The sequence below is a fragment of the Barnesiella intestinihominis YIT 11860 genome, assembly GCF_000296465.1.
Lineage (GTDB): Bacteria > Bacteroidota > Bacteroidia > Bacteroidales > Barnesiellaceae > Barnesiella > Barnesiella intestinihominis.
Map to the genome: position 1 here is coordinate 353,406 of NZ_JH815203.1, position 21,205 is coordinate 374,610.

A 21,205-nucleotide genomic window follows, 5' to 3' on the forward strand; every position below is an offset into this window, starting at 1 on the left:
TCGTTATGAAGAAGCACAATTTCTATGCAGGCCCTTCTATTCTGAGCGAATACACCATTAAAAACACAGCGGATGCCGTACTTAATTTCGCAGATACAGGTCTGTCTCTGTTGGAAATATCACATCGCAGCAAAGAATTTACAGCGGTTATCGAAGAAGCTAAAACCCTAGTAAAAGAGTTGCTCGAAGTCCCTGCCGGATATGATGTCCTATTTTTAGGTGGAGGGGCCAGCATGCAATTCTGTATGGTTCCATATAATTTGTTGAACCGTAAAGCTGCTTACCTCGAAACCGGAACATGGGCTGTAAATGCAATCAAAGAAGCTAAATTGTTCGGAGAAGTAGATGTTGTCGCTTCTTCGAAAGAAGCCAACTTCTCTTATATCCCCAAAGGATATACTATCCCCGATGATGTTGATTATTTCCACTTTACCTCCAACAACACGATATACGGAACAGAAATGCGATTTGACCCAGACGTAAATGTACCTCTTGTAGCCGATATGTCTTCCGATATTTTCTCCCGACCTATCGACGTTTCCAAATATAACGTCATCTACGCCGGAGCTCAAAAAAATTTAGCCCCTGCCGGAGTTACTATCGTGATTGTCAAAGAAGATGCACTCGGACATGTAGACCGGGCTATCCCCACCATGCTCGACTATCGCACCCACATCAAAAAAGGATCGATGTTCAATACGCCTCCCTGTCTCCCCATCTACTCGGCATTGCAGACCTTGAAATATTATAAGGAGATGGGAGGTATCAAAGAGATGGAAAAGCGTGATTTGGAAAAAGCAGCTATCCTCTACGATGCTATCGATTCCAGTAAAATTTTCGTCGGAACAGCAGCTCACGAAGATCGCTCCATCATGAATGTCTGCTTCGTTATGAAAGAAGAATATAAAGACCTCGAAAGTGAATTTATCGAATTTGCTTCCTCACAAGGCATGGTAGGTATTAAAGGACACCGTTCGGTAGGTGGATTCAGAGCTTCCATTTATAACGCTATGCCTAAATCGAGTGTCGAAGCCCTCGTAGCTACCATGAAAGAATTTGAGAAGAAACACTAATATAGAAAAACCATGAAAGTATTAGTTGCTACTGAAAAGCCGTTTGCCGCCGTTGCAGTAAATGGAATCAAAGAAGTTCTCGACAACGCAGGTGTCGAAATGGTTCTTTTGGAAAAATACCCCGATAAAGCCGCTCTACTAAAAGCAGTCGAAGATGTTGAAGGCCTCATTGTGCGCAGCGATATCGTCGATGCCGAAGTTTTTGACACCGCCCCAAAATTAAAAATCGTAGTACGTGCCGGAGCGGGTTATGACAATATCGACCTCAACGCGGCTACTGCCAAAGGAGTATGTGTAATGAACACCCCCGGACAAAACTCCAACGCTGTGGCCGAGCTCGTGTTCGGTATGACTATCTTAATGATACGAAATCATTTCAATGGAACATCGGGTACGGAATTGAAAGGGAAAAAACTAGGAATCCATGCCTACGGACAAGTAGGTCGTAATGTGGCCCGTATCGCCAAAGGATTCGACATGGAAGTTTATGCATTCGATCCTTATTGCCCCGACGATGTGATGAAAAAAGACGGTGTAACGCCTGTCGCATCGGCCGAAGAGCTTTATAAAACATGTCAATTCGTATCGCTGCATATCCCGGCTACGGCCGAAACGAAGCAATCGATCAACTACTCGTTGCTTTCGCTTATGCCCAAAGGAGCTCTTCTCATCAACACGGCTCGTAAAGAGGTGATATATGAAGAAGATCTGGCACGCATACTCGAAGAACGTACCGATTTTCACTATGTAGCCGATGTTGCACCGACTATTGCCGACACTTTAAAAGAGAAATTCGGCAACCGAGTATTCTTCACTCCGAAAAAAATGGGAGCCCAAACCGCCGAAGCGAACATCAATGCAGGTATCGCTGCCGCCCGACAATCGGTCGGATACCTAAAAGACGGTATAGACAAGTTCAGAGTCAATAAATAACATTGTTGACATATTTCCGAATCCCCTAAGTACGTTCTTAACAACACGTGTACTTAGGGGATTTATTCTTCACCAACAACATCATTCAACTATGCTCGACAGAATAAATACCTTTCGTTGGCAATCCATCACCGAAACCCTTTTGAATGCGCTCAAACGATTTCCGGTCGCAGCAACAGCAACAATCGGGTTGTGTATCTCTCTGCTATTACTCGTCAACCTCCCCTATGAGCAAGTAAAAGGGAGCATACTCTACGAGCCCTCCTATTGGTACGTATGGGTAGGCACATTACCTCTCGCTGCAAGTATCGTCCTCTGCTTCGAGAACCGCTTGAACCCTACTATACGACATTCGGTATCCCTACTCGCTGTACTATTATGGAACTTGTACGGCTACATTTCGAACGATACTCCCGAACATTTCTTCGGGGCACTTGCTTTCATAGCTCCTATCGTAACATTTTTTTCGTCCTTATTTTGGGCTGCCTTTTTGAAAAAGGACACCGATACCTCTTTTTGGAATTTCTCCTATCTGTTGTGTATCCAAATACTAACAGGCTTACTTTTTGCATCGGTCTTGGCAGCCGGCCTCTCTCTGGCGTTATTTTCTACCGATACTCTGTTCGGCTGTGAATTCAAAAGCGAGATGTATTCAAACATACATGTACTTTGCTATACCTTGTTCTTTCCTTTCTATCTGCTAGGCAACATTCCTATCGCCTCGATAACCGAAACAAAGACGCGTTCGTTTGCCCAAGCATGGAAAATCCTAGGTTTATATATACTATTACCCCTCCTCATACTCTACGGAACAATCCTTTATGCCTATTTAATAAAAATCATAATTCAGTGGCAACTTCCCGATGGTTGGGTCTCCGCACTAGTCTCCATTCTCACCATAGGCGGAACAATCACCCTTTTTATACTATATCCGTTATGCATACAAAAGAATCGTCCTTTGAAATTTTTCAGGCAATGGTTCGGCATACTGCTTCTCCCACTATTAATCTTAATGACTGTTGGTATAATCCGCCGTTTTCAAGACTATGGTATCACGACTAACCGCCTATACGTACTGCTGCTCAACTTTTGGTGCTATACGACTGCCTTGTATACCATTTTTACATCTGGTAAAAAAATAAAAATCCCGTTCATCTCATTTATTCTTCTTTTCCTCATCTCATCAATCGGTCCGTGGAGATTCAGCGAAATTACCCGGTATACCATGCACAAGCGGATAGATACACTCATTCAAAATAACAAACTCGGGACAAACAATCTTCTTACATTCGACAGTTTAGAAACCCAGTGCACCCAGCTCGACTCTATCGATGCCACCCGACTACAAGACGACCTTCTCTATCTCACAGAAAATTATGGGGCAAAAGATATACAAGTCTGGTTCACCGATTCCGTTTCCTCGATGCAATTTTCCAAACTCACACAAGGGATAACATCTGCATTGAATCGCTCACAGGAAAATCATCGCATCTATTTTTCCTACTACCAATCGGATTCTTACGAAGGCAAAAACATAAATATAAAAGATTACCAATACGCCCTGTTTTTCGATGAAAATTCAAATATCCGAACAAACAGCGACAATGTGGAAATATTGGGGCCAGACAGTACAGTTGTCGCCGTTTATCCGCTAGTCGACCTACTAAAAAAACAAAACTACAAAGTAAATTCCAACGACACGATTTGGTCTTTCCGAGGCAACAATACATACATACTTCCTCTGTCTTTGGACGGCTATATGAACAACCCGCAAGAAATTGGAGGGTTATATATTAAAGGCATCGTTTTTTACAATCCATAAAATAAAGGGGCTGCCTTGAAAAGCAGCCCCTTTATTTTATCGTAGAAAAACTATATTATTCCTTATTGTCACCCATCAGTCCTTTCCAAACCATTGCAGACAACGCAGCTCCGAAAAACGGCGCTACAATGAACAACCACAACTGTGAAAGAGCTTCTCCTCCTGCAAACAGAGCCGGAGCAATACTACGAGCGGGATTTACCGATGTTCCCGTAATAGGGATACAAACAATATGAACCAACACCAAAGTAAGACCGATAGCCAATCCTGCGAAATTGCCCGCTCCTTTTTTCTCATCGGTTGCACCCAATACCACCAATACAAAAATAAACGTAAAGATTGTCTCGGCGATGAATGCCTGTAACATTTCTCCGTCTCCGAAACTATTGGCTCCCGTCGTAGTCACTCCCGATGAACCGCCCGTAGAAACCAAAGCATAAATAATAGACGATCCAATAATCGCTCCGATTATCTGAAAGACCATATACATGGCGGCATCCTTCCCGTTCATTCGTTTAGACAACCATACACCCAACGTAATAGCTGGATTGATGTGGCAACCCGATATACCGCCAATCGTATAAGCCATAGCAATCACAGAAAGACCGAATGCCATAGCAACGCCCAACGTTCCTACTCCCGCACCGCAAGCAGCTGCTATATTGCCCGCAAATACAGCACTTCCACAACCCATCAACACGAGTACCATAGTACCCACCATCTCTGCCAAATACTTTTTCATGATTTTAATGTTTTTCTGGTACAATATGCACCTATTAGCAAATTTGTTAATAAACTATATAACCATTTAAGGTTTTCTATTACAAAGGAAAAAATAAATTTTGAACTTCCCAAAGATTTCTATTTTTTCGTATTTTTGGAATCATTTTCAAATAAGCGATAATCTACAAACAAGAGGACTATCATCAAATATCAAATTAATTATACGATTATGAAGATAACAGAAATTACAAATGGTATACATTATGTAGGAGTAAATGACCGGTGTAAATATAAATTCGAAAATCTTTGGCCGCTTCCATACGGAGTATCCTATAATGCTTACTTGATAACCGATAAAAAAAATGTATTAATAGATACCGTGGATGCCGCTTATACCGATAGACTACTCGACAACATAGCCGAGATTATCGGGGACGGGAAAATAGATTATCTCATAATCAACCACATGGAGCCGGATCATTCTGCCTCGATACAATTTATTCGTCAAAAATATCCTCAAATGACAATTGTAGGCAATATCAAAACCCTCGAAATGGTTAAAGGATATTATGGAATAGACGACAATACTCTTTGTATTAAAAACGGAGAATCCTTGTCTATCGGGAAAAGGACTCTCACATTTCATCTTACGCCGATGGTTCATTGGCCCGAGACAATGATGACCTACGTTAACGAAGACAAATTGATTTTTTCAGGGGATGCCTTCGGCTGCTTCGGTACTTTGGACGGAGGCATTACAGACAGTCAATTAAACACGGATAAGTATTGGAGCGAAATGGTGCGTTACTACTCCAATATCGTGGGGAAATACGGGCCAGCCGTACAAACGGCACTGAAAAAACTATCCGACATAGAAATCAAAACGATTTGTTCCACACACGGACCCATATGGGAAAAAGAAATAACCAGAGTCATTGGCATTTATGATCGCCTCAGTCGATATGAAGGTGAACTGGGTGTTGTTATCGCTTATGGCAGTATGTACGGGCATACCGAACAGATGGCCGAAGAAATAGCTCGTGAACTAGCAGCCAACGGAATCAAAGAGATTGTACTCCACAATGTTTCCCACGAAGACCCATCGTATATCCTCCAAAACATATTCCGCTACCGGGGGCTCATTATAGGCAGCCCTACTTATTCTAACAGATTATTTCCGGCAGTCGAAACCCTCACCGAAATGATTGCTACACGGGATATCAAGAATCGCACGTTTGCTTATTTCGGTTCTTTCACTTGGGCCGGTGCGGCAGTAAAACACCTCGCCGCATTCGCCGAATCCATGAAATGGGAAACTATCCCCTGCTGTATAGAAATGAAACAAAGCATTACTCCGGCTATAAAGGAGCAATGTAGAAACCTTGCACAAGAAATGGCAGCTCGGTTAACTCGATGATTCAACAAATCCAATAAAAGAACGGGAAAGAATAAAATTCTTTCCCGTTCTTTTATACTCAAAATCATTTCTATTAACTATCACTTTTTCTGAACAAACGTTTATACCACGGAATAACATATTCCGACCGCGAAGAAGCATATCCATAACCATATTTTCCGCTACCATATTGGCGATATGAATAAGTCCTTGAATTCATATTCACATCATTCAAAATAAGATAAACCGGCACATTGATACGCTTATTGTCAATCCATGCATTCAACATCTCGATCGACGCTTTATTCGTATAATTAGCCCTCGCTACATAAATAACCACATCGATAGCCCGGGTCAACAAAAATGAATCGGATACCATACCCAATGGTGCTGTATCCAAAATCACATAATCATAATGGGATCGTGCATAATCGACCAACTGCTCAAAACGAGAACTCATCAACAATTCGTTCGGATTAGGAGGAACAGGCCCTGCCGGCAAAACGTCCAAATTAGAATCAATTCCAGAAGATTGAATAAGAGCCGAAAGATCAGAATCTCCACCCGACAAATAGGTAGTAACACCCCTCATATTGGACATTTGGAAATGCTGAGCCAAACGAGGACGTCGTATATCCACACCTATCAGAAGCACCCGTTTTCCCGTTAGGGCAAAACTCAAAGCCATATTGCAAGAAACGAATGTCTTTCCTTCATGCATTACCGACGATGTTACCGCTATCACCTTTTTCTCTGGACCAGTAAGGACAAACTGTAAATTATTCCTCAACAATCGGAATAGTTCGGCAATGGGCTCCACACTCTTTTTCTCAACCACAAAAAATTTATTTCCCGGCTTCTTAGATATCTCAGCCAAAACAGGTATGGAAGTAAGACGTTCTAGCATTTTCTTATCTTTCAACACAGGGAATAACAACATTCTGAGGTAAATCACAAATGCCGGCAACAAAACGCCCAATAAAACAGCAGCACAAAACAGCAATATTTTCTTAGGAGAAACTGGTTCTCCCGTAGAATCCGGATCGTCGATAATGCGTGCTACCGGTACGGTCATACTTTTGGCCAATGCATTCTCTTCTCTTTTTTCCAACAAGAATACATACAGATTATCCTTTATCCTTTGCTGACGCATAATATCGGATAATTCCCGCTCGTATTGAGGTACATTCTTAATCTTGTCTTCGATAATCTTATCCTGACGAGATAAATCTCTCTTTTTAATTTCTACTCCTTTACGAATGCTTTCGACACCTTTCAGTACCAATGACCTTTGAGTCTGTATATCTCTCGTCAACTCAACGATAACAGGATTGGATTCCGATGATGAATGTAATAATCTTTTTCGTTGTTGCAGACTTTTATTATATTCTCCTATTAATTTAGCTAAATCTTTATCGTCAATTCCCAACGCAGGAATGGGCATATATTCATTTTGAGGTATCGATAAAAATTTCTCTACATAATCGACAAGACTTTTCTGCAACTCCAACTCAGCCAACTTCTCATCGGTAAATCCGGTTTGCTCCAAATATAATTTCGCCTCAGATGAAATATCAATCAAATTATTATGACGGCGATATTCTTCTACTCGCGCCTCTACAACCGATAAATCTTTTGAAATAGAATCCAAACGGGCATCAATAAACTGTTGCGTTTTTTCAGTCCCTTGATTTTTTTGCTTGGCCGCATCGATATTATAAAAATCGACCAGTGTTTTTATAAAATCCTCACCCGCTTTTATTACCGGAGTTCGATATACGACCTTCAAAATCGTTGCATCTTTCGAAGCAAAAGCCACTGTCAAATTTCCGGCAATAGACTTACTCACGTTTCTCGGATTCGATAAAGATATATTCAACGTTTTATCCACGGTAGGAATCGTATCGCCAGTATATCTTAGTCGGATAAATCCCTTGTGAAAAGGTATGGAATATGGAAAAGTTTCGACCGTAGTGTTACAAATTTCTACCTCATCGCCCCTCACATTTCGAGTCTTCGCCTCCAAATGGAATACTCCGTTTTGCGGTTTTATTCTAATATTCAAAGAAGCCTTTAACGAACGCACATCAATCGAATCAAGAACAGCCTCTATCGGAGTCTCTTCATACAATGGAACATTTCTCAAAAAAGAATTCCAAGAATAAGACGTGTACAAATTAAGAGCTTCGACGACATCTGTAATCTGATTTTTCGAACGTAAGACTTCTATTTCATTATCTATATTTTTCTTATAGGAAGATAGTCCTAGACTTTCCAATAATATATTGCTATTATCTCCTTTATTGTCTTGAATATATACTGCAGATGTGACCTCATAAACCGGAGTCTGCCTGAAACAATAAAACATTATCGCCACAGCAAGTACGACCACGCTGGCCACAAACCATTTCCAATATGAAATACATTCTAAAAAGAAGCCCGTAACATCAAATGCCTCTTCCGATGCATTTTTTACAGATGTATTCTGCTTATCTTCCATAAAACTTTTATTTCGAAATACTCCAAGCTGTAATAATAAGGTTAGCGATAGTCAATAAAATTGAAGTCGCACTAAAAATCAATGAAGTCGTGGGAGGTACGACAACAGCAGAATTGGCTTTGGATTTGTTTGGTTGAACATACAATACATCATTCTGCTGCAAATAAAAATAAGGCGAAGATATCAAATTCTTATCATTCAAATTTATTCTCGCTATACTCTTAGTTCCATCTGAGTTTACCCTCACCAACAGCACATTATCCCGGCGACCTGTTATAGCCAAATCTCCGGCCAAAGCGATCGCATCCAATATACTCACTCGTTCGTTTTCTATGGTAAACAATCCCGGTCTATTCACATCTCCTAATACCGATATAGAAAAGTTTTGTATCCACACTGTCACTTGGGGTAGTTCATTCAGATATTCGGGATAAAGGAGTTCTTGAATCAAATGTTCTACCTCCATCTTACTTTTTCCCGCTACGTGAATACGCCCAATCACCGGGAAATCAATATTACCCGCCTGATCAATCAAATAATATTCAACGGCTTTCGATGCATTTCCTCGCAGATAAGCCTCTCCTTGCATCAACCTCTTGTTAAACGGGATAACAACCTCTTGATTCTTAGCCACTACCGATATATCTATAATATCCCCCGGAGCTAAAACAGGAGAAGACTGAACCGTCGCAGCATTCAATACTTCGGCAGGTATATCTTCAATATCAACCATATAGGGAACATTCTTCGAAGAAGAACAAGAAGTTATCCCCCAAAGAAGTATCATAAAAAACGTCAAATACAAATATCTCATTATGTGCTCTGTTTCTAAATATGGCCCAATTATATAATCGCCATGCAAAAATAACACTTTTTACATGGCGAACAATATTTTTATCAGAAAAACCACGATTCAAACGCGATTCATGACATTGCACAACAAAGCCCGTTCCCTCTTCACTATCGCTAAACAAAGAGAACGGGCTCAACAATAATTCCCCTTTTTCAGAAATTATATTGAATCATTGCATTGATTCGATTGGCCTGACCATCTTCCCTATTTATATTGGAACGACGACCATAAAGATATTCAAGCCCAATACTACAATCGGGAGTTAAATTATAAAAAGCGTTCCCGACAATATATTGAGCATATCGATAGGAATTTTCCGAGAGTGACCCGGTTTTGCTGTATAATCTACTTTGACTATAAGATGCCGAAATAAAGAATTTTTGAGAGAATGAATACCGTATGCCAGCCATATAGCCTAATGTTTCTGGTGCATAAAGTTTCCCTTGATTATCGGGATCTGGAATCAAATCGAAACCCTTCCCGTTCAAACCGTTCAAGTATCTATCATATCCCCGTCCATAAACCCCTTGATAATACAGCATTACCTTCGGTGTAATATTAGCTAATCCCGAAAGTTGCACGGCCCAACCCAAAACAGATTTATTTCGAGAGGCCATCAAATCCCGATAGGACAAACCTCGTATAAGACCAGAGACTCGTATATGATTGTTCCCTTCGTTCCAACCATACTGGACATAAAACGGAATATCGGGCATACGCTGACGAATAGCCATATTGTTACCATCACTTAGCGTATAAGTCACCGAAGGTGCTTCGGCCGCCAATGCCACCTGCCAATGTTTACTTAAATCAAGAGTATAACGCAACATAACATTACGCACACTAGTCATACCATTTGGACCTTCATAATCGATTGTAGGAGGAGCTGCTGCGGGGTCCACAAAGGTACTCCAAGTCTGTCCGACTAAAAAGCCACGGGCATTCACATAAGCCTGTCTGAGACGAAAACCGTAATCCTGTCCTCCCCGAAAATCACTTTCTACATAAACGGTATATTTTCCTAATACAGAATTGGCCCCGACTAATTTCAAAAACAGACGTGTGGTAGAAGCATCCATTTGATACTGATTACGTTCCGCCGGATTACGGGGAACAGGGATATCGTATGTCACAAAATCCCGGTTAGGCAGAGCCCCGTCAAAATCATAGGAAGCAGTAGCCTTTACATAACCACCTATACCCAATGCCGCACGCCCTTTACGATCTATCAGCAAAAAACGAGGGGCTCGCGGGTCTTGGAAATGCAATAACCGAGTGTCGTAAAACATCGCCATCAATTCGTCATTCGGAGGGGTTTCCCCCCACAAAAGAATTACTCGAGCCGGCGACTGTGAAGGGCCTTGACAAACACACTCTTCTACAACGACATCGGTCTGTTTATCCATTTTATCATCAGCCTGTACCGATAATAATGTCGTCACCAAAAAACAGGAACAAGAAACAAATAATTTTTTCATACTTTCTTGGGATTTAAACGTTTCATCGATAATTAAAACAACGAGGTACATGAATTGTTGAAACAATCGCAAAAATAAGTACCTTTGTACCTTGAATAAATCCCCATAATTATGGAAACAATTACTTTATTCTTAACCCCCGAATTCGATACGATCAGGGACGAAATGGGCTACGATGAGAACGACGATTTCGATGCCTACGACATTCTATTCCAACAAGGTTATGACGGAGAAATGATAGAAGTAGAAGAAAATGAAATCTTCGAAATCCCAGAGGGGTACATAGCGACCATACAAGCAACGGATACGAACGACGAATTTTATATACTCGACGAGGGAGAAGACGTTTTCGAGAAAGAAGATTTCCAAACAGAAACATTACGAGAAGGACAATATCGATATGATGCCGCCGAGAACATTTTCTGGAAAATCAACGACGAACCAAGCGACCTCTCCTTTTAACTATTTACGATAAAAAGATGAATCCACTTCAACCAGAGATACACCCCCTCGCCCCATTTCTTCCACCCAATGCCCGGCTCCTATTGCTAGGAAGTTTTCCGCCTCCCCGCAAGCGCTGGTCGATGGATTTTTTCTATCCCAATTACACCAACGATATGTGGAGAATTTTTGGGCTTATCTTCTTCGATGACAAAGATCATTTTGTAGATATAGAAAAGAAAAAATTCTGTAAAGACAACATCGAACAATTTCTACGGGAAAAAGCCATTGCTGTAAGCGATACAGTAGCCGTTGCCAATCGCCTAAACGGAAATGCCTCAGACTTAACCCTCGAAGTCGTCGAGCCATTAAATCTGGCCGGAATACTCGATCAAATTCCTCGCTGTCATACTCTGGTGACCACAGGACAAAAGGCAACCGACACATTACTTTCTATCACAGGTTCACCAGCTCCTGAGATCGGAGGGTTCGTCGATTTTCTTTACCATAATCGCCGCCTCCGGCTTTACCGTATGCCCTCCACTTCCCGCGCTTATCCCAAGCCTCTAACCGATAAGGCGAAAATATACCGTACCATTTTCCAAAACTTCGAGCAATAGCCATATTAAAATACGATTACATTTTCACAAAAATTCAAATTTGTAACACGAATATATTACCTTTGCAGCCATAAAAGTGCAAATTTTATAATCCTTTTTTATGGAATCATTATCTTTCATTCAGTGGTGTCTCGATAATTTAAACTACTGGACTATTACATTTCTAATGATGATAGAAAGTTCCTTTATTCCTTTCCCTTCCGAAATCGTCATTATACCGGCCGCATATAAAGCCGCTTACGGAGAATTAAACATGTATTTGGTGGTTATCTTCGGGACTCTCGGAGCAGACCTCGGTGCAATCATTAATTACTATTTAGCCCGTTGGATTGGACGTCCGCTCGTTTATAAATTCGCCAACAGCCGCATCGGACATATCTGTCTGCTCGACCAGAAAAAAGTCGAAACAGCCGAACGCTATTTCGACAAGCATGGTAGTATATCCACCCTCATCGGAAGACTGATACCGGCTGTACGTCAACTTATTTCCATACCGGCAGGATTGGCACGTATGAAATTCTCCAAATTTATTCTTTTCACGACTCTTGGCGCCATGTGTTGGAATATCGTATTGGCCGCCATAGGATATGGATTCCATGCTGTTATCCCCGAAGACGAACTTATCTCGAAAGTACAGATGTATAGCCACGAAATACTCTATATACTCATCGCTATTTGTGTATTTATCGTAGGATTTCTCATTTATAAGGGAATGAAAAAGTCGAAATAAGCATATTTCCACTTGTAAAAATACGAACAGCTATGCGATAATCGCATAGCTGTTCGTATTTATTGAATGATACAATACATAGGGTATGACTACACATAACCAATGACCCACTTTTCCCTCTTGCATCCCATCAATAAATATCTATCTTTGCAACTACGAAGATAGGATTCGGTTAGGCATAGCCAAATCGGATACAATATTTCCGCTTGTCTCTACACTCACCTTTCACTATCTTTGTGAGTACGAAGATAGGCTGCGGTTCGTCATAGTCAAATCGGAAACGAGGTTTCCGTTTGTCTCTGCACTCACCTTTCACTATCTTTGTAAAATCCTTTGAAAATGAAAATTCGATACACAATTTAGAGAAACGGTAATCATGATAGAAACCGAACTTTGCACTTTCACACTCGAAGCCTGCCAAATAGCCGCCGATATGGGTATCACCCGTGTAGAACTGTGTGCATCTCCTTATGAGGGAGGCACTACCCCATCGGCCGCATTCATTCGCATGGCTCGTCGAATTCCTCATTTGAAACTGAGTGTAATGATTCGTCCCCGTGGCGGAGACTTCCTCTACTCCGACAAAGAATTTCACCAAATGCTCGAAGAAATTAGTTTTGCCCATGACTGCGGAGCAGATTGCGTGGTAGCGGGAATACTCACTTCCGACGGACGAGTAGACGAAATCCGCACAGCAGAATTGGTCGCCGCAGCCAAAGAAATGGAATTTACATTCCACCGGGCTTTCGACATGACCTGCGATACCAACGAAGCCCTCGAAGCCCTCGTGAGAGTCGGTTGCTGTCGGGTACTCACTTCGGGAGGACGTAACACAGCACCGGAAGGAATCGAGAACATTCATTCGTTAGTCAAAGCCTCCGCAGGACGAATAGACGTAATGGCAGGAAGCGGAGTGAATGCATCGAACGTCAAACTGCTTGCCGACACCGGAGTGGATGCCATACATTTCAGTGCTCGGAATTTAACAGAAAGCCGTATGACCTATAAAAATCCGTCGATCTCAATGGGCGGAGTACAGGGGATTCCCGAATATGCATCAATCGGAATCGACCCAACCATGATTCGTAATATTCTGAACCAACTAATCTAAAAACGACTCTCACATGAGAAAAGAAGCTCCATTTTTTCTACTGCTTGTCGGGTTGATTTGCTCACTCTCTACCTGTACCTCTGGTATCTCAACTGATTATAAACGACAACTCGAAACCGTTTTAAACCAGTCGTCTCGTGCAGACAGCCTAAGATTACTATTACACAAAACGCCACACGACGAACAAGAAGCGATGGCTTACCTGATAGCTTGGATGCCACAGGGAGACCGCGACACGATGAATCTCGACCTTTTAAAAGAGAACGTGGCATATGCCTGTCGGGTTCGGTCTGAATTTTCATGGACAAAAGCATTACCCGACTCCATCTTCCTCAACGAAGTTTTACCCTATGCCGTGGTAGACGAAACTCGAGACTCGTGGAGACAAGATTTTTATAATCGTTTCGCTCCTCGTGTAGCCAAATGTGCAGACATACGAGCGGCCATCGACACAATAAACCGAATTATCCCCGAAGTGGTCGGAGTGGAATACAACACGCTTCGGGAAAAGACCAACCAAAGTCCTGCTGAATCGATAAGACAAGGCATGGCTTCCTGTACCGGGTTATCCATTCTTTTGGTCGACGCATTTCGCTCCGTAGGTATTCCGGCACGTTTTGCAGGAACTGCCGCTTGGCACGACAATCGAGGTAACCACAGTTGGACAGAAGTTTGGATAGATGGGACATGGTTCTCCACAGAATATTATCAACCTCCTGTACTCGACAAGGCTTGGTTTATGGCCGATGCAGGAAAATCAGTATCGGGAGACCATACACACGGAATTTATGCTGTATCGTTCCGACCTACGGGAGACTGGTTTCCAATGGCGTGGAATGAAGATGCACGCAGTGTTCATGGTATCAATGTATCGCAACGTTATCGAGATATATACACCGAATCGACCCAAATCCTTACGAAACAAGGGACCCATACGAATGTGACTTTCATGATGTTCCGAGATAAACGGCATAGCTCCGATTCCGGTGATCGAGTAGAAGCAAACGTCGATGTATTTTGCAATGGCATACAAGTGGGTGGAGGCCGCACAGCCGGTCCTTTGCAGGATATGAACGATGCACTGAGTTTCTTATTGGAAAAAGGCCATACTTATACATTCGCCTACGAGAACAGCCGAGGTGAAAAAACAACGGTTGAAGTTTTAGTAGGTAACGACCCGATGACAGTCAAAGGTTATATGCAATAATCTGATAACGGATTAAACCTCCCGGAGCTGAAAAAAACGGCTCAGTAGAAAATCAGAGGGGATTGTGGTTTTATACATCTAACCCCTCTCCTCAGAAACTATCATTTCTTCGATCTCTCCCCTATATTTTACGTTGCAAAACACAAGGGAGAAATTTAGAATGTTTTATATTATTGTATAGAAAACTCGTCGGATTGTAACGAAACAAGAAACGTTTCACCCTCCTCTGCACACGAATATGCGATAGGGGCTATCCCATATATTTCCTTTTACAACTGCTTCAATCGAGCAATCGTATCAATAGGATTATCCGAGTGAAAAACAAAACTACCGGCAACCAATGCATCGGCCCCTGCCTCAACTAATTGCCGACCGGTATCCAAATTTACCCCGCCATCTATCTCTATAACCGCATGCGAATTTCTACGAGCGATCATCTCTTTCAAATCCCTCACCTTATCCAATATGCGAGGAATGAACTTCTGCCCGCCGAAGCCGGGGTTTACCGACATCAGCAAAACCAAATCGACATCTTCGATAATATCTTCCAACAAGGACACCGGTGTATGAGGATTCAATGAAACTCCGGCTTGCATACCTGCTGCATGTATCTGCTGAACAACCCGATGAAGATGTGTACATGCCTCATAATGAACCGTCATGATAGCTCCGCCCACACGCTTGACTTCTGGTATAAACTTTTGAGGCTCGACGATCATCAAATGCACATCAAGAGGTTTTGCACATCGCCGATTCACAAATTCCAACACCGGAAACCCGAAAGAAATATTCGGGACAAACACACCGTCCATCACATCGATATGCAACCAATCGGCAGCACTAGTATTTATCATATCTATCTCACTGTTCAGATTTCCAAAATCTGCCGACAACAACGATGGAGAAATTATCACACTCATATTTTTTACGTATAAACGATTTTTTCGGTATTATACAGACACTCCGTCTGCTTTCGTATTTCACACAAATATAATACAGAGCAAATACAGAACAGGTCTGTTGAGTTTCAACGAATCTTAACTCTCGTCAAAGGTAATACAAATGAGAGCAAAAACAAATTTATTTAGCATTACAGATAGCTTCCATAATCACATTTTATACAAACGCAGAATTATTCGATATATCCTCGAAAAAAATATCGAGAAACTATCTAATTTACTTTATAGAGTCTATCCATTTGCTTACGAACTTTTCCGCTAACAGATAGTTTATTCAACAAATAGTCTTGATTTTCAAGAGCCGATACAATATAAAGGTCTTCGCCTTTGGAATATTCATTAACTTCGTCAATCGCCTGAACCATTCCTTGTATATCGCCTTTCGGAATTTCTCGGGTGTATAATGTCACTCGCCTATCGCCTTTTAATAATTCATACGTAAAATTCTCACAAGGCAACTCTCTAAATTCATACCCTTCTTCGAGCAGCAAGTTGGGAAAATAAAATATATCTTCCCAACTACATGCCAATAAATTATAGTCTTTTTTCTCATCGAACCATTTTTTTACTGCGATTCGCTTACCCTCTTTTACCGTTTTATATTCATGAATATAAAACGGATAAAATAAATTCCCGCTAAGTAACATATACTCGTCTAACGTCGGTATCAGTTGACCTGCACCCACTCCTATCGTGACATGATATTTCGTATAATTTTCCCTACAAAATTGAACATAAGGACCTAACTTCGCATCCGAATCGGGAACATTTCTCCACGGCGAGTCGGGAAAGTCTATTCTTATACCGAGGCATAAAAACAAAACTACGATAGAAACTATACCGTACTTTAAAACCGGTTTCCCTTTGACCCTCTCATATATCCACCTCATAGCATAGACGCTTATGAGAGAAACAAAAGGAATCAAATATAAATAATGTTTAGGCGCACACCCTGTATAACGAAACATAAAATGAATGAGAATAATAGGAATCAACGCTATCCCCATAATTCCAAACTTCTTTTCCCGGAAAAGGACAACCAAACCCATAGGGACAAAAACAAAATTGAGAATCGTATAAAACGTAAATACCGCAAACTTTACTTGCGAAGCGAAACTGTGTGTTTCATTCATACCGTTATAACCGGTCAATGCGGTTAAAGGGTTTGCCCGCAGCCCCCAATATCCAATCGTCACAAATAGAAGTATGAGAACAGCTAAAAATACCGACCTCGTTATACTCTCTTTTACACTCTTCCTTTGAAATAAAAAAATAAAAAATACCACTGGATAAACTATCAAGATATCTATCCTATATAAAGGAGCGATTACCATCAACACCATTGCCACATAAAACTTTCCATCTAATAACCTGTTTAGAGCGCAAACAAAAAACACTGCCGCAAAAATCGCCGAATTGGGATACATCGAAATGGCAAAAGACTCTGGAATAAGAAACAGAGAAAGCAAAATAAATATTTTTCTAAAAGATGTAATCCGATAAACGAAATTCACACTTTCCACGATAAATAGAGCCCCGCATATGGCAGACAGCAAACAATAGATTTGTTCACATGTTAAAAACGGAAATACATATTTGAATCCTACCACCGTATAGGTTACCAACGGTTGCATTTCATATAAATAAGAATATACTGGCGGGAATGTAAGTCCCTGATTATACATGATATTACACCCCGCAATAACATGCATACTATCTGATTCATAACATGTCAACGGGAAAATACCTATACATATCCATATAAAAAACAATACTAAAACAATAGGATAACTATTACGGGACACAAATTTCCAAAAAGAATCGAAGAAATATTTCCAATTACTATAAACCGACATAACTATACTATAAATTTAATAATTATAGCCCTATTCTATAATATTAAACAAATATATGAATCTCGTTATAATAATGGAAATTAAATAGTGTCAATTTTTTTACCATCACGGCTACTACAAGAAAAAATGAAGCGACAAAGCACTATTAAACAATATCTTATCCTAACACAAACTTTTCAAAGGAACGATAAAACGATCACCCGCCAGAAAATCGACACAATAAATAATATTTAAATACAATATTTTAGAATAAACAGTCTCTAAAATTCAAAAAAGTAGTATATCTTTGTTGTTATTAAAACTAATTTAGTTTTATCACAAGATCTTACTAATATTAAAACACATGAAAAAGAACCTTACGCTCTTCGTTTTTATAGTGATAGGAATTTTCTCCGTCACGGCCGCGGCTCCCAATTGGGGCGTAGCCGACACATTGGAACACTACGAAATAGGCCCCGGTATAGAGTACATCAAAATCAGATACGAATCGGTTCCCCTCACACTGTGGGCGACCACTATCGACATGACCAATCCTTACAATGTAATTGAACAAGTACAGTCGAACAACTCCGTTCCTGATTTAAAACGGGAATTGGTACAAGACATGTCAAAGCGGCTAACCACCCCGGGGCATAAAGTATGCGCGGCCTTCAATCATGACTTTTTCAGTTATGACGAAGGCGTCTGTATCGGACTAAACATTAGCAACGGTGTCATCTCTATGCCAGCAGGTAGCGGAAGATCTACATTTGCTATTACCCAAGATAAAACGGCATCGGTCTTTTTTCCCGTTCCAGAATGCAAAGCAATTTCGGCATCGGGTGACGAAGTGACAATCGACCATTTCAACTGGGGCGCAGAAACAATCCGCAACGGAGATTGCGTCCTGTTCACAAATATGAACTCGCTCAATCTGGATGCCGAGGGAAGATACATAAAAATACGCCCCCGATCCAATTGGATCGTGAATGGAACTCCCACGGTATGCGATGTACTCGAAGTCTCGGATTTACCCCTACAAACTTCCGACACCGATTTTGTTCTATATCTCCGTAATACAAAACTGAATTCACTCCCCGATATAAAAGTGGGCGAAGAAATAACCATCTCGCAAAAATTAGTTGCCGGAAAATTCGGAACACCACCAGACAATATCTTACAAGCATTCCACGGATACCCCAGCATAGCCTATGAAGGAAAACTCCACGACGGAGAATATAATGACTTTGAAAACGGACGGGAATATGAAACTTCTTGTCGCACAATGGCAGGCATGTCACAAGATGGAAAAACCGTCTATTTCGTAGCTACGGAATTATCGGAAAATAGTGCCGGTATCAACTGTATCGACATCGCTAATTGGATGTTGGCTCATGGAGTCTGGAATGTAGTCAATTTCGATAGCGGTGGCTCCACTGCCATTGTCGTCGACCACACCATGCTGAACCTTCCGGGAAGAGGATCTTTACGCCCAGTTATGGACGGAGTTCTTCTTGTTTCAACTGCTCCCGAAGACAATGGCGTGGCCCATTATTCATTCTCAAAAACACAATTAAATGTACCGATAATTTCCCTTGCATCCCTCACATTAATTTCTCAAAATAAATACAAAGATGTGATCGAACGCAACGTAGAAGTAGAAGGTTTCGCATTCCGATGTGAACCGGCCGAATTGGGTTGGGTGGACAAAGAAGCTGTTTTCCACGCCGGAAAAACGGTCATGTCTGGCAAAATTATAGCCGAGAAAAACGGAATCACGGCCGAACTTTCCGTTTCGACCCGGCCGGTACAAGACATACATATAGCAGCCGACGAAATTCTCATAGACAGTGTACGTCCCTACCGAATCAATTTAGAAGGAAACATCAACGGTCAAGTATATACGCTCGACCCGGCCGCTTTCGCATGGACCTCGTCCAATCCATCTTGTTGCCGTATAGAAAACGGTATCTTAAAAGGAATAGAAAACGGAGAAACGTCGCTCGTCGGGACACTCGACACAATTACCGTCGGCTTAAAGGTTACCGTCGAAGTAACTCCGGAGACTCTTGTACACGAAAATTTCTCCGATCTATCAGACTTCCCACTATCCTCGACCGTATCTAACACGCTCTCAATTTCTCACGAAGAATTACCGACCGGCTGGCCAGATGGAGCCGTATTGCAGTTCGATCAAAAAACAGGAAGAAACCCTTATGTAGAAATGGGTAAAAGTTATCGTCTATATAGTTTACCCGACTCAATCTCCCTACAACTGAATTTGTCGAAAGAAGCACTGGCAGCCATCAAACATATCCGTTTCGATTTCACGCATAAAAACGGAAAGAGCTACTGGCAACCCGAATATATTCCATCGGACACGGGCGATCAAACCATCGTATGGGCTTTCTCCAAAAACGGCATAGCTTTTCCCACTGAGGATTTTCCTCTCACATTAGAAGCGATACGGTTCGTACTAAATCCGGGCAGCCGTTCTGAAATCACGATTCCCCTGCGGGAACTCAAAGCCTACTATCCAGTCAAAGCAAATTCCGCGATAAATAATGTATATACCGAAAATAACTTTGCATGGATCACTGCCGAAGGAGAACTTCGCCTCCACTATAATTTGCAACAAACCGGTAGTGCCGATATTTCTATTTGGACCACCGCAGGACAGCAAATTTCCGAATATATCTCCAACCGAGAACTCCCGGGAACTTATACCTATAATATCTCAGACCGATTCCTTTCTCCTGGAATATATATATTGACAATCCGAGCTAACGGAAAAAACCAAAGTCTAAAATTCAGGGTAAAATAAGATTGTTTTTTATCGATAAGGGATATTTTCATACGAAAGTGTCCCTTATCATTCATTCCCTCGCAACCGATAACAAAACCGATGACGCTCGAAACAAATATCGAGAATTCCAAATCGTACAAACCGAGCAATATACTCTATCGCCAACCGATAAGAAATATGAGCCAACCGGCTATATTTACTAACTGTTATTTCTTGATGTTCAGCCAAATAATCAAGTAACAATTGTTCTCGTTCGGTATATTTCACAAGAGTTCCCCAAGTGCTGTTTTTCTGTCGCCACACAGCCAAATGCACAGGTGTTGCCAATATATTCTCGTCGGCAATCCGCACATAAGCTAAATACTTTCCGGTTTCGTCCTGCACTTGCACGGGCTTTTGTTCGGCTTTCGGAATCTCTGCAACAAGCACCGTTTTACCGTCCACTTCATAAGTCTGCACACTTATCTCCACATTAGGCCGGCAATAAAGTTTGGCAGCAGCCTCTATCATATAAATCTCTTCTTCCGAACGCACCCCGGCTATTCGACCGTTGTCCTTCACACCTATCAATAAACGTCCTCCGTCCGTATTGGAAAAAGCAGACAAGGAACGGGCTATTTTTCGAGCATCGGAAATCTCGAATTTAAAATCCTGCTGCTGGTGTTCTCCTTCTGCGATAAGTTGTTGTAAATACACCTTGTCGGAATTCGGTCTCATG

Annotated in this window: 17 protein-coding genes; 10 read left to right on the top strand and 7 right to left on the bottom strand. The window is 41.4% G+C overall.

The window, feature by feature from the left end; all coding sequences use genetic code 11:
* The first annotated feature begins 5 nt into the window (after positions 1-5).
* The 3 genes from serC (at position 6) to HMPREF9448_RS01655 (ending at position 3,828) form a co-directional block, all read left to right on the top strand.
* Positions 6-1,073 (top strand): 3-phosphoserine/phosphohydroxythreonine transaminase, encoded by a 1,068-nt coding sequence (gene serC, locus HMPREF9448_RS01645; protein ID WP_008860837.1) that lies wholly within the window; start codon positions 6-8, stop codon positions 1,071-1,073.
* A 12-nt stretch (positions 1,074-1,085) separates the two neighbouring features.
* The gene (locus HMPREF9448_RS01650; RefSeq protein WP_008860838.1) at positions 1,086-2,006 is read left to right on the top strand and encodes an NAD(P)-dependent oxidoreductase; all 921 of its coding nucleotides are present in this window, start codon (positions 1,086-1,088) and stop codon (positions 2,004-2,006) included.
* A 91-nt stretch (positions 2,007-2,097) separates the two neighbouring features.
* Positions 2,098-3,828, top strand: coding sequence for a DUF4153 domain-containing protein (locus tag HMPREF9448_RS01655; protein WP_008860839.1), 1,731 nt, complete (start codon positions 2,098-2,100; stop codon positions 3,826-3,828).
* Between the two features lie 55 nt (positions 3,829-3,883).
* On the opposite strand, the gene HMPREF9448_RS01660 is transcribed toward HMPREF9448_RS01655, so the two are convergent.
* A complete protein-coding gene (locus tag HMPREF9448_RS01660; RefSeq protein ID WP_262483648.1) occupies positions 3,884-4,573 on the bottom strand; it encodes an MIP family channel protein in 690 nt (229 codons plus the stop codon).
* A 204-nt stretch (positions 4,574-4,777) separates the two neighbouring features.
* Between HMPREF9448_RS01660 and HMPREF9448_RS01665 the strand changes: the two genes are divergently transcribed.
* Positions 4,778-5,968, top strand: coding sequence for an FprA family A-type flavoprotein (locus tag HMPREF9448_RS01665; RefSeq protein ID WP_040295810.1), 1,191 nt, complete (start codon positions 4,778-4,780; stop codon positions 5,966-5,968).
* A 73-nt stretch (positions 5,969-6,041) separates the two neighbouring features.
* Here the strand turns inward: HMPREF9448_RS01665 and HMPREF9448_RS01670 are convergent, their stop codons facing one another.
* The 3 genes from HMPREF9448_RS01670 to HMPREF9448_RS01680 all read right to left on the bottom strand — a co-directional run bounded on the left by HMPREF9448_RS01670 (position 6,042) and on the right by HMPREF9448_RS01680 (position 10,778).
* Positions 6,042-8,447, bottom strand: coding sequence for a GumC family protein (locus tag HMPREF9448_RS01670; protein WP_008860842.1), 2,406 nt, complete (start codon positions 8,445-8,447; stop codon positions 6,042-6,044).
* A gap of 7 nt (positions 8,448-8,454) precedes the next feature.
* Positions 8,455-9,180 (bottom strand): polysaccharide biosynthesis/export family protein, encoded by a 726-nt coding sequence (locus tag HMPREF9448_RS01675; protein ID WP_195241986.1) that lies wholly within the window; start codon positions 9,178-9,180, stop codon positions 8,455-8,457.
* 272 nt (positions 9,181-9,452) lie between these two features.
* Complete coding sequence (locus HMPREF9448_RS01680; RefSeq protein ID WP_008860845.1) at positions 9,453-10,778, bottom strand: DcaP family trimeric outer membrane transporter; 1,326 nt, start codon at positions 10,776-10,778, stop codon at positions 9,453-9,455.
* A 111-nt stretch (positions 10,779-10,889) separates the two neighbouring features.
* Here HMPREF9448_RS01680 and HMPREF9448_RS01685 point away from each other — a divergent pair, with 111 nt between their 5' ends.
* The 5 genes from HMPREF9448_RS01685 to HMPREF9448_RS01705 all read left to right on the top strand — a co-directional run bounded on the left by HMPREF9448_RS01685 (position 10,890) and on the right by HMPREF9448_RS01705 (position 14,887).
* Complete coding sequence (locus HMPREF9448_RS01685) at positions 10,890-11,240, top strand: hypothetical protein (protein ID WP_008860846.1); 351 nt, start codon at positions 10,890-10,892, stop codon at positions 11,238-11,240.
* 17 nt (positions 11,241-11,257) lie between these two features.
* On the top strand, positions 11,258-11,839 hold the full coding sequence (locus HMPREF9448_RS01690) for a uracil-DNA glycosylase family protein (protein WP_008860847.1): 582 nt from the start codon (positions 11,258-11,260) through the stop codon (positions 11,837-11,839).
* 100 nt (positions 11,840-11,939) lie between these two features.
* Complete coding sequence (locus tag HMPREF9448_RS01695) at positions 11,940-12,569, top strand: DedA family protein (RefSeq protein ID WP_008860848.1); 630 nt, start codon at positions 11,940-11,942, stop codon at positions 12,567-12,569.
* Positions 12,570-12,945: 376 nt separating this feature from the next.
* Entirely contained in the window at positions 12,946-13,680 is a 735-nt protein-coding gene (locus HMPREF9448_RS01700) for a copper homeostasis protein CutC (RefSeq protein ID WP_008860849.1), read from the top strand.
* A 13-nt stretch (positions 13,681-13,693) separates the two neighbouring features.
* Complete coding sequence (locus tag HMPREF9448_RS01705; RefSeq protein ID WP_008860850.1) at positions 13,694-14,887, top strand: transglutaminase-like domain-containing protein; 1,194 nt, start codon at positions 13,694-13,696, stop codon at positions 14,885-14,887.
* A gap of 269 nt (positions 14,888-15,156) precedes the next feature.
* Here the strand turns inward: HMPREF9448_RS01705 and rpe are convergent, their stop codons facing one another.
* Positions 15,157-15,807: a ribulose-phosphate 3-epimerase gene (gene rpe, locus HMPREF9448_RS01710; RefSeq protein WP_008860851.1), complete on the bottom strand. Its 651-nt coding sequence runs from the start codon at positions 15,805-15,807 to the stop codon at positions 15,157-15,159.
* A 251-nt stretch (positions 15,808-16,058) separates the two neighbouring features.
* Positions 16,059-16,979, bottom strand: coding sequence for a hypothetical protein (locus HMPREF9448_RS14575; protein ID WP_157260314.1), 921 nt, complete (start codon positions 16,977-16,979; stop codon positions 16,059-16,061).
* 1,066 nt (positions 16,980-18,045) lie between these two features.
* Here HMPREF9448_RS14575 and HMPREF9448_RS01720 point away from each other — a divergent pair.
* A complete protein-coding gene (locus HMPREF9448_RS01720; protein WP_008860853.1) occupies positions 18,046-20,505 on the top strand; it encodes a phosphodiester glycosidase family protein in 2,460 nt (819 codons plus the stop codon).
* Between the two features lie 48 nt (positions 20,506-20,553).
* Here the strand turns inward: HMPREF9448_RS01720 and HMPREF9448_RS01725 are convergent, their stop codons facing one another.
* Positions 20,554-21,204, bottom strand: a complete 651-nt coding sequence (locus HMPREF9448_RS01725; RefSeq protein ID WP_008860854.1) for an AlbA family DNA-binding domain-containing protein — start codon at positions 21,202-21,204, stop codon at positions 20,554-20,556.
* Position 21,205: the final 1 nt, after the last annotated feature.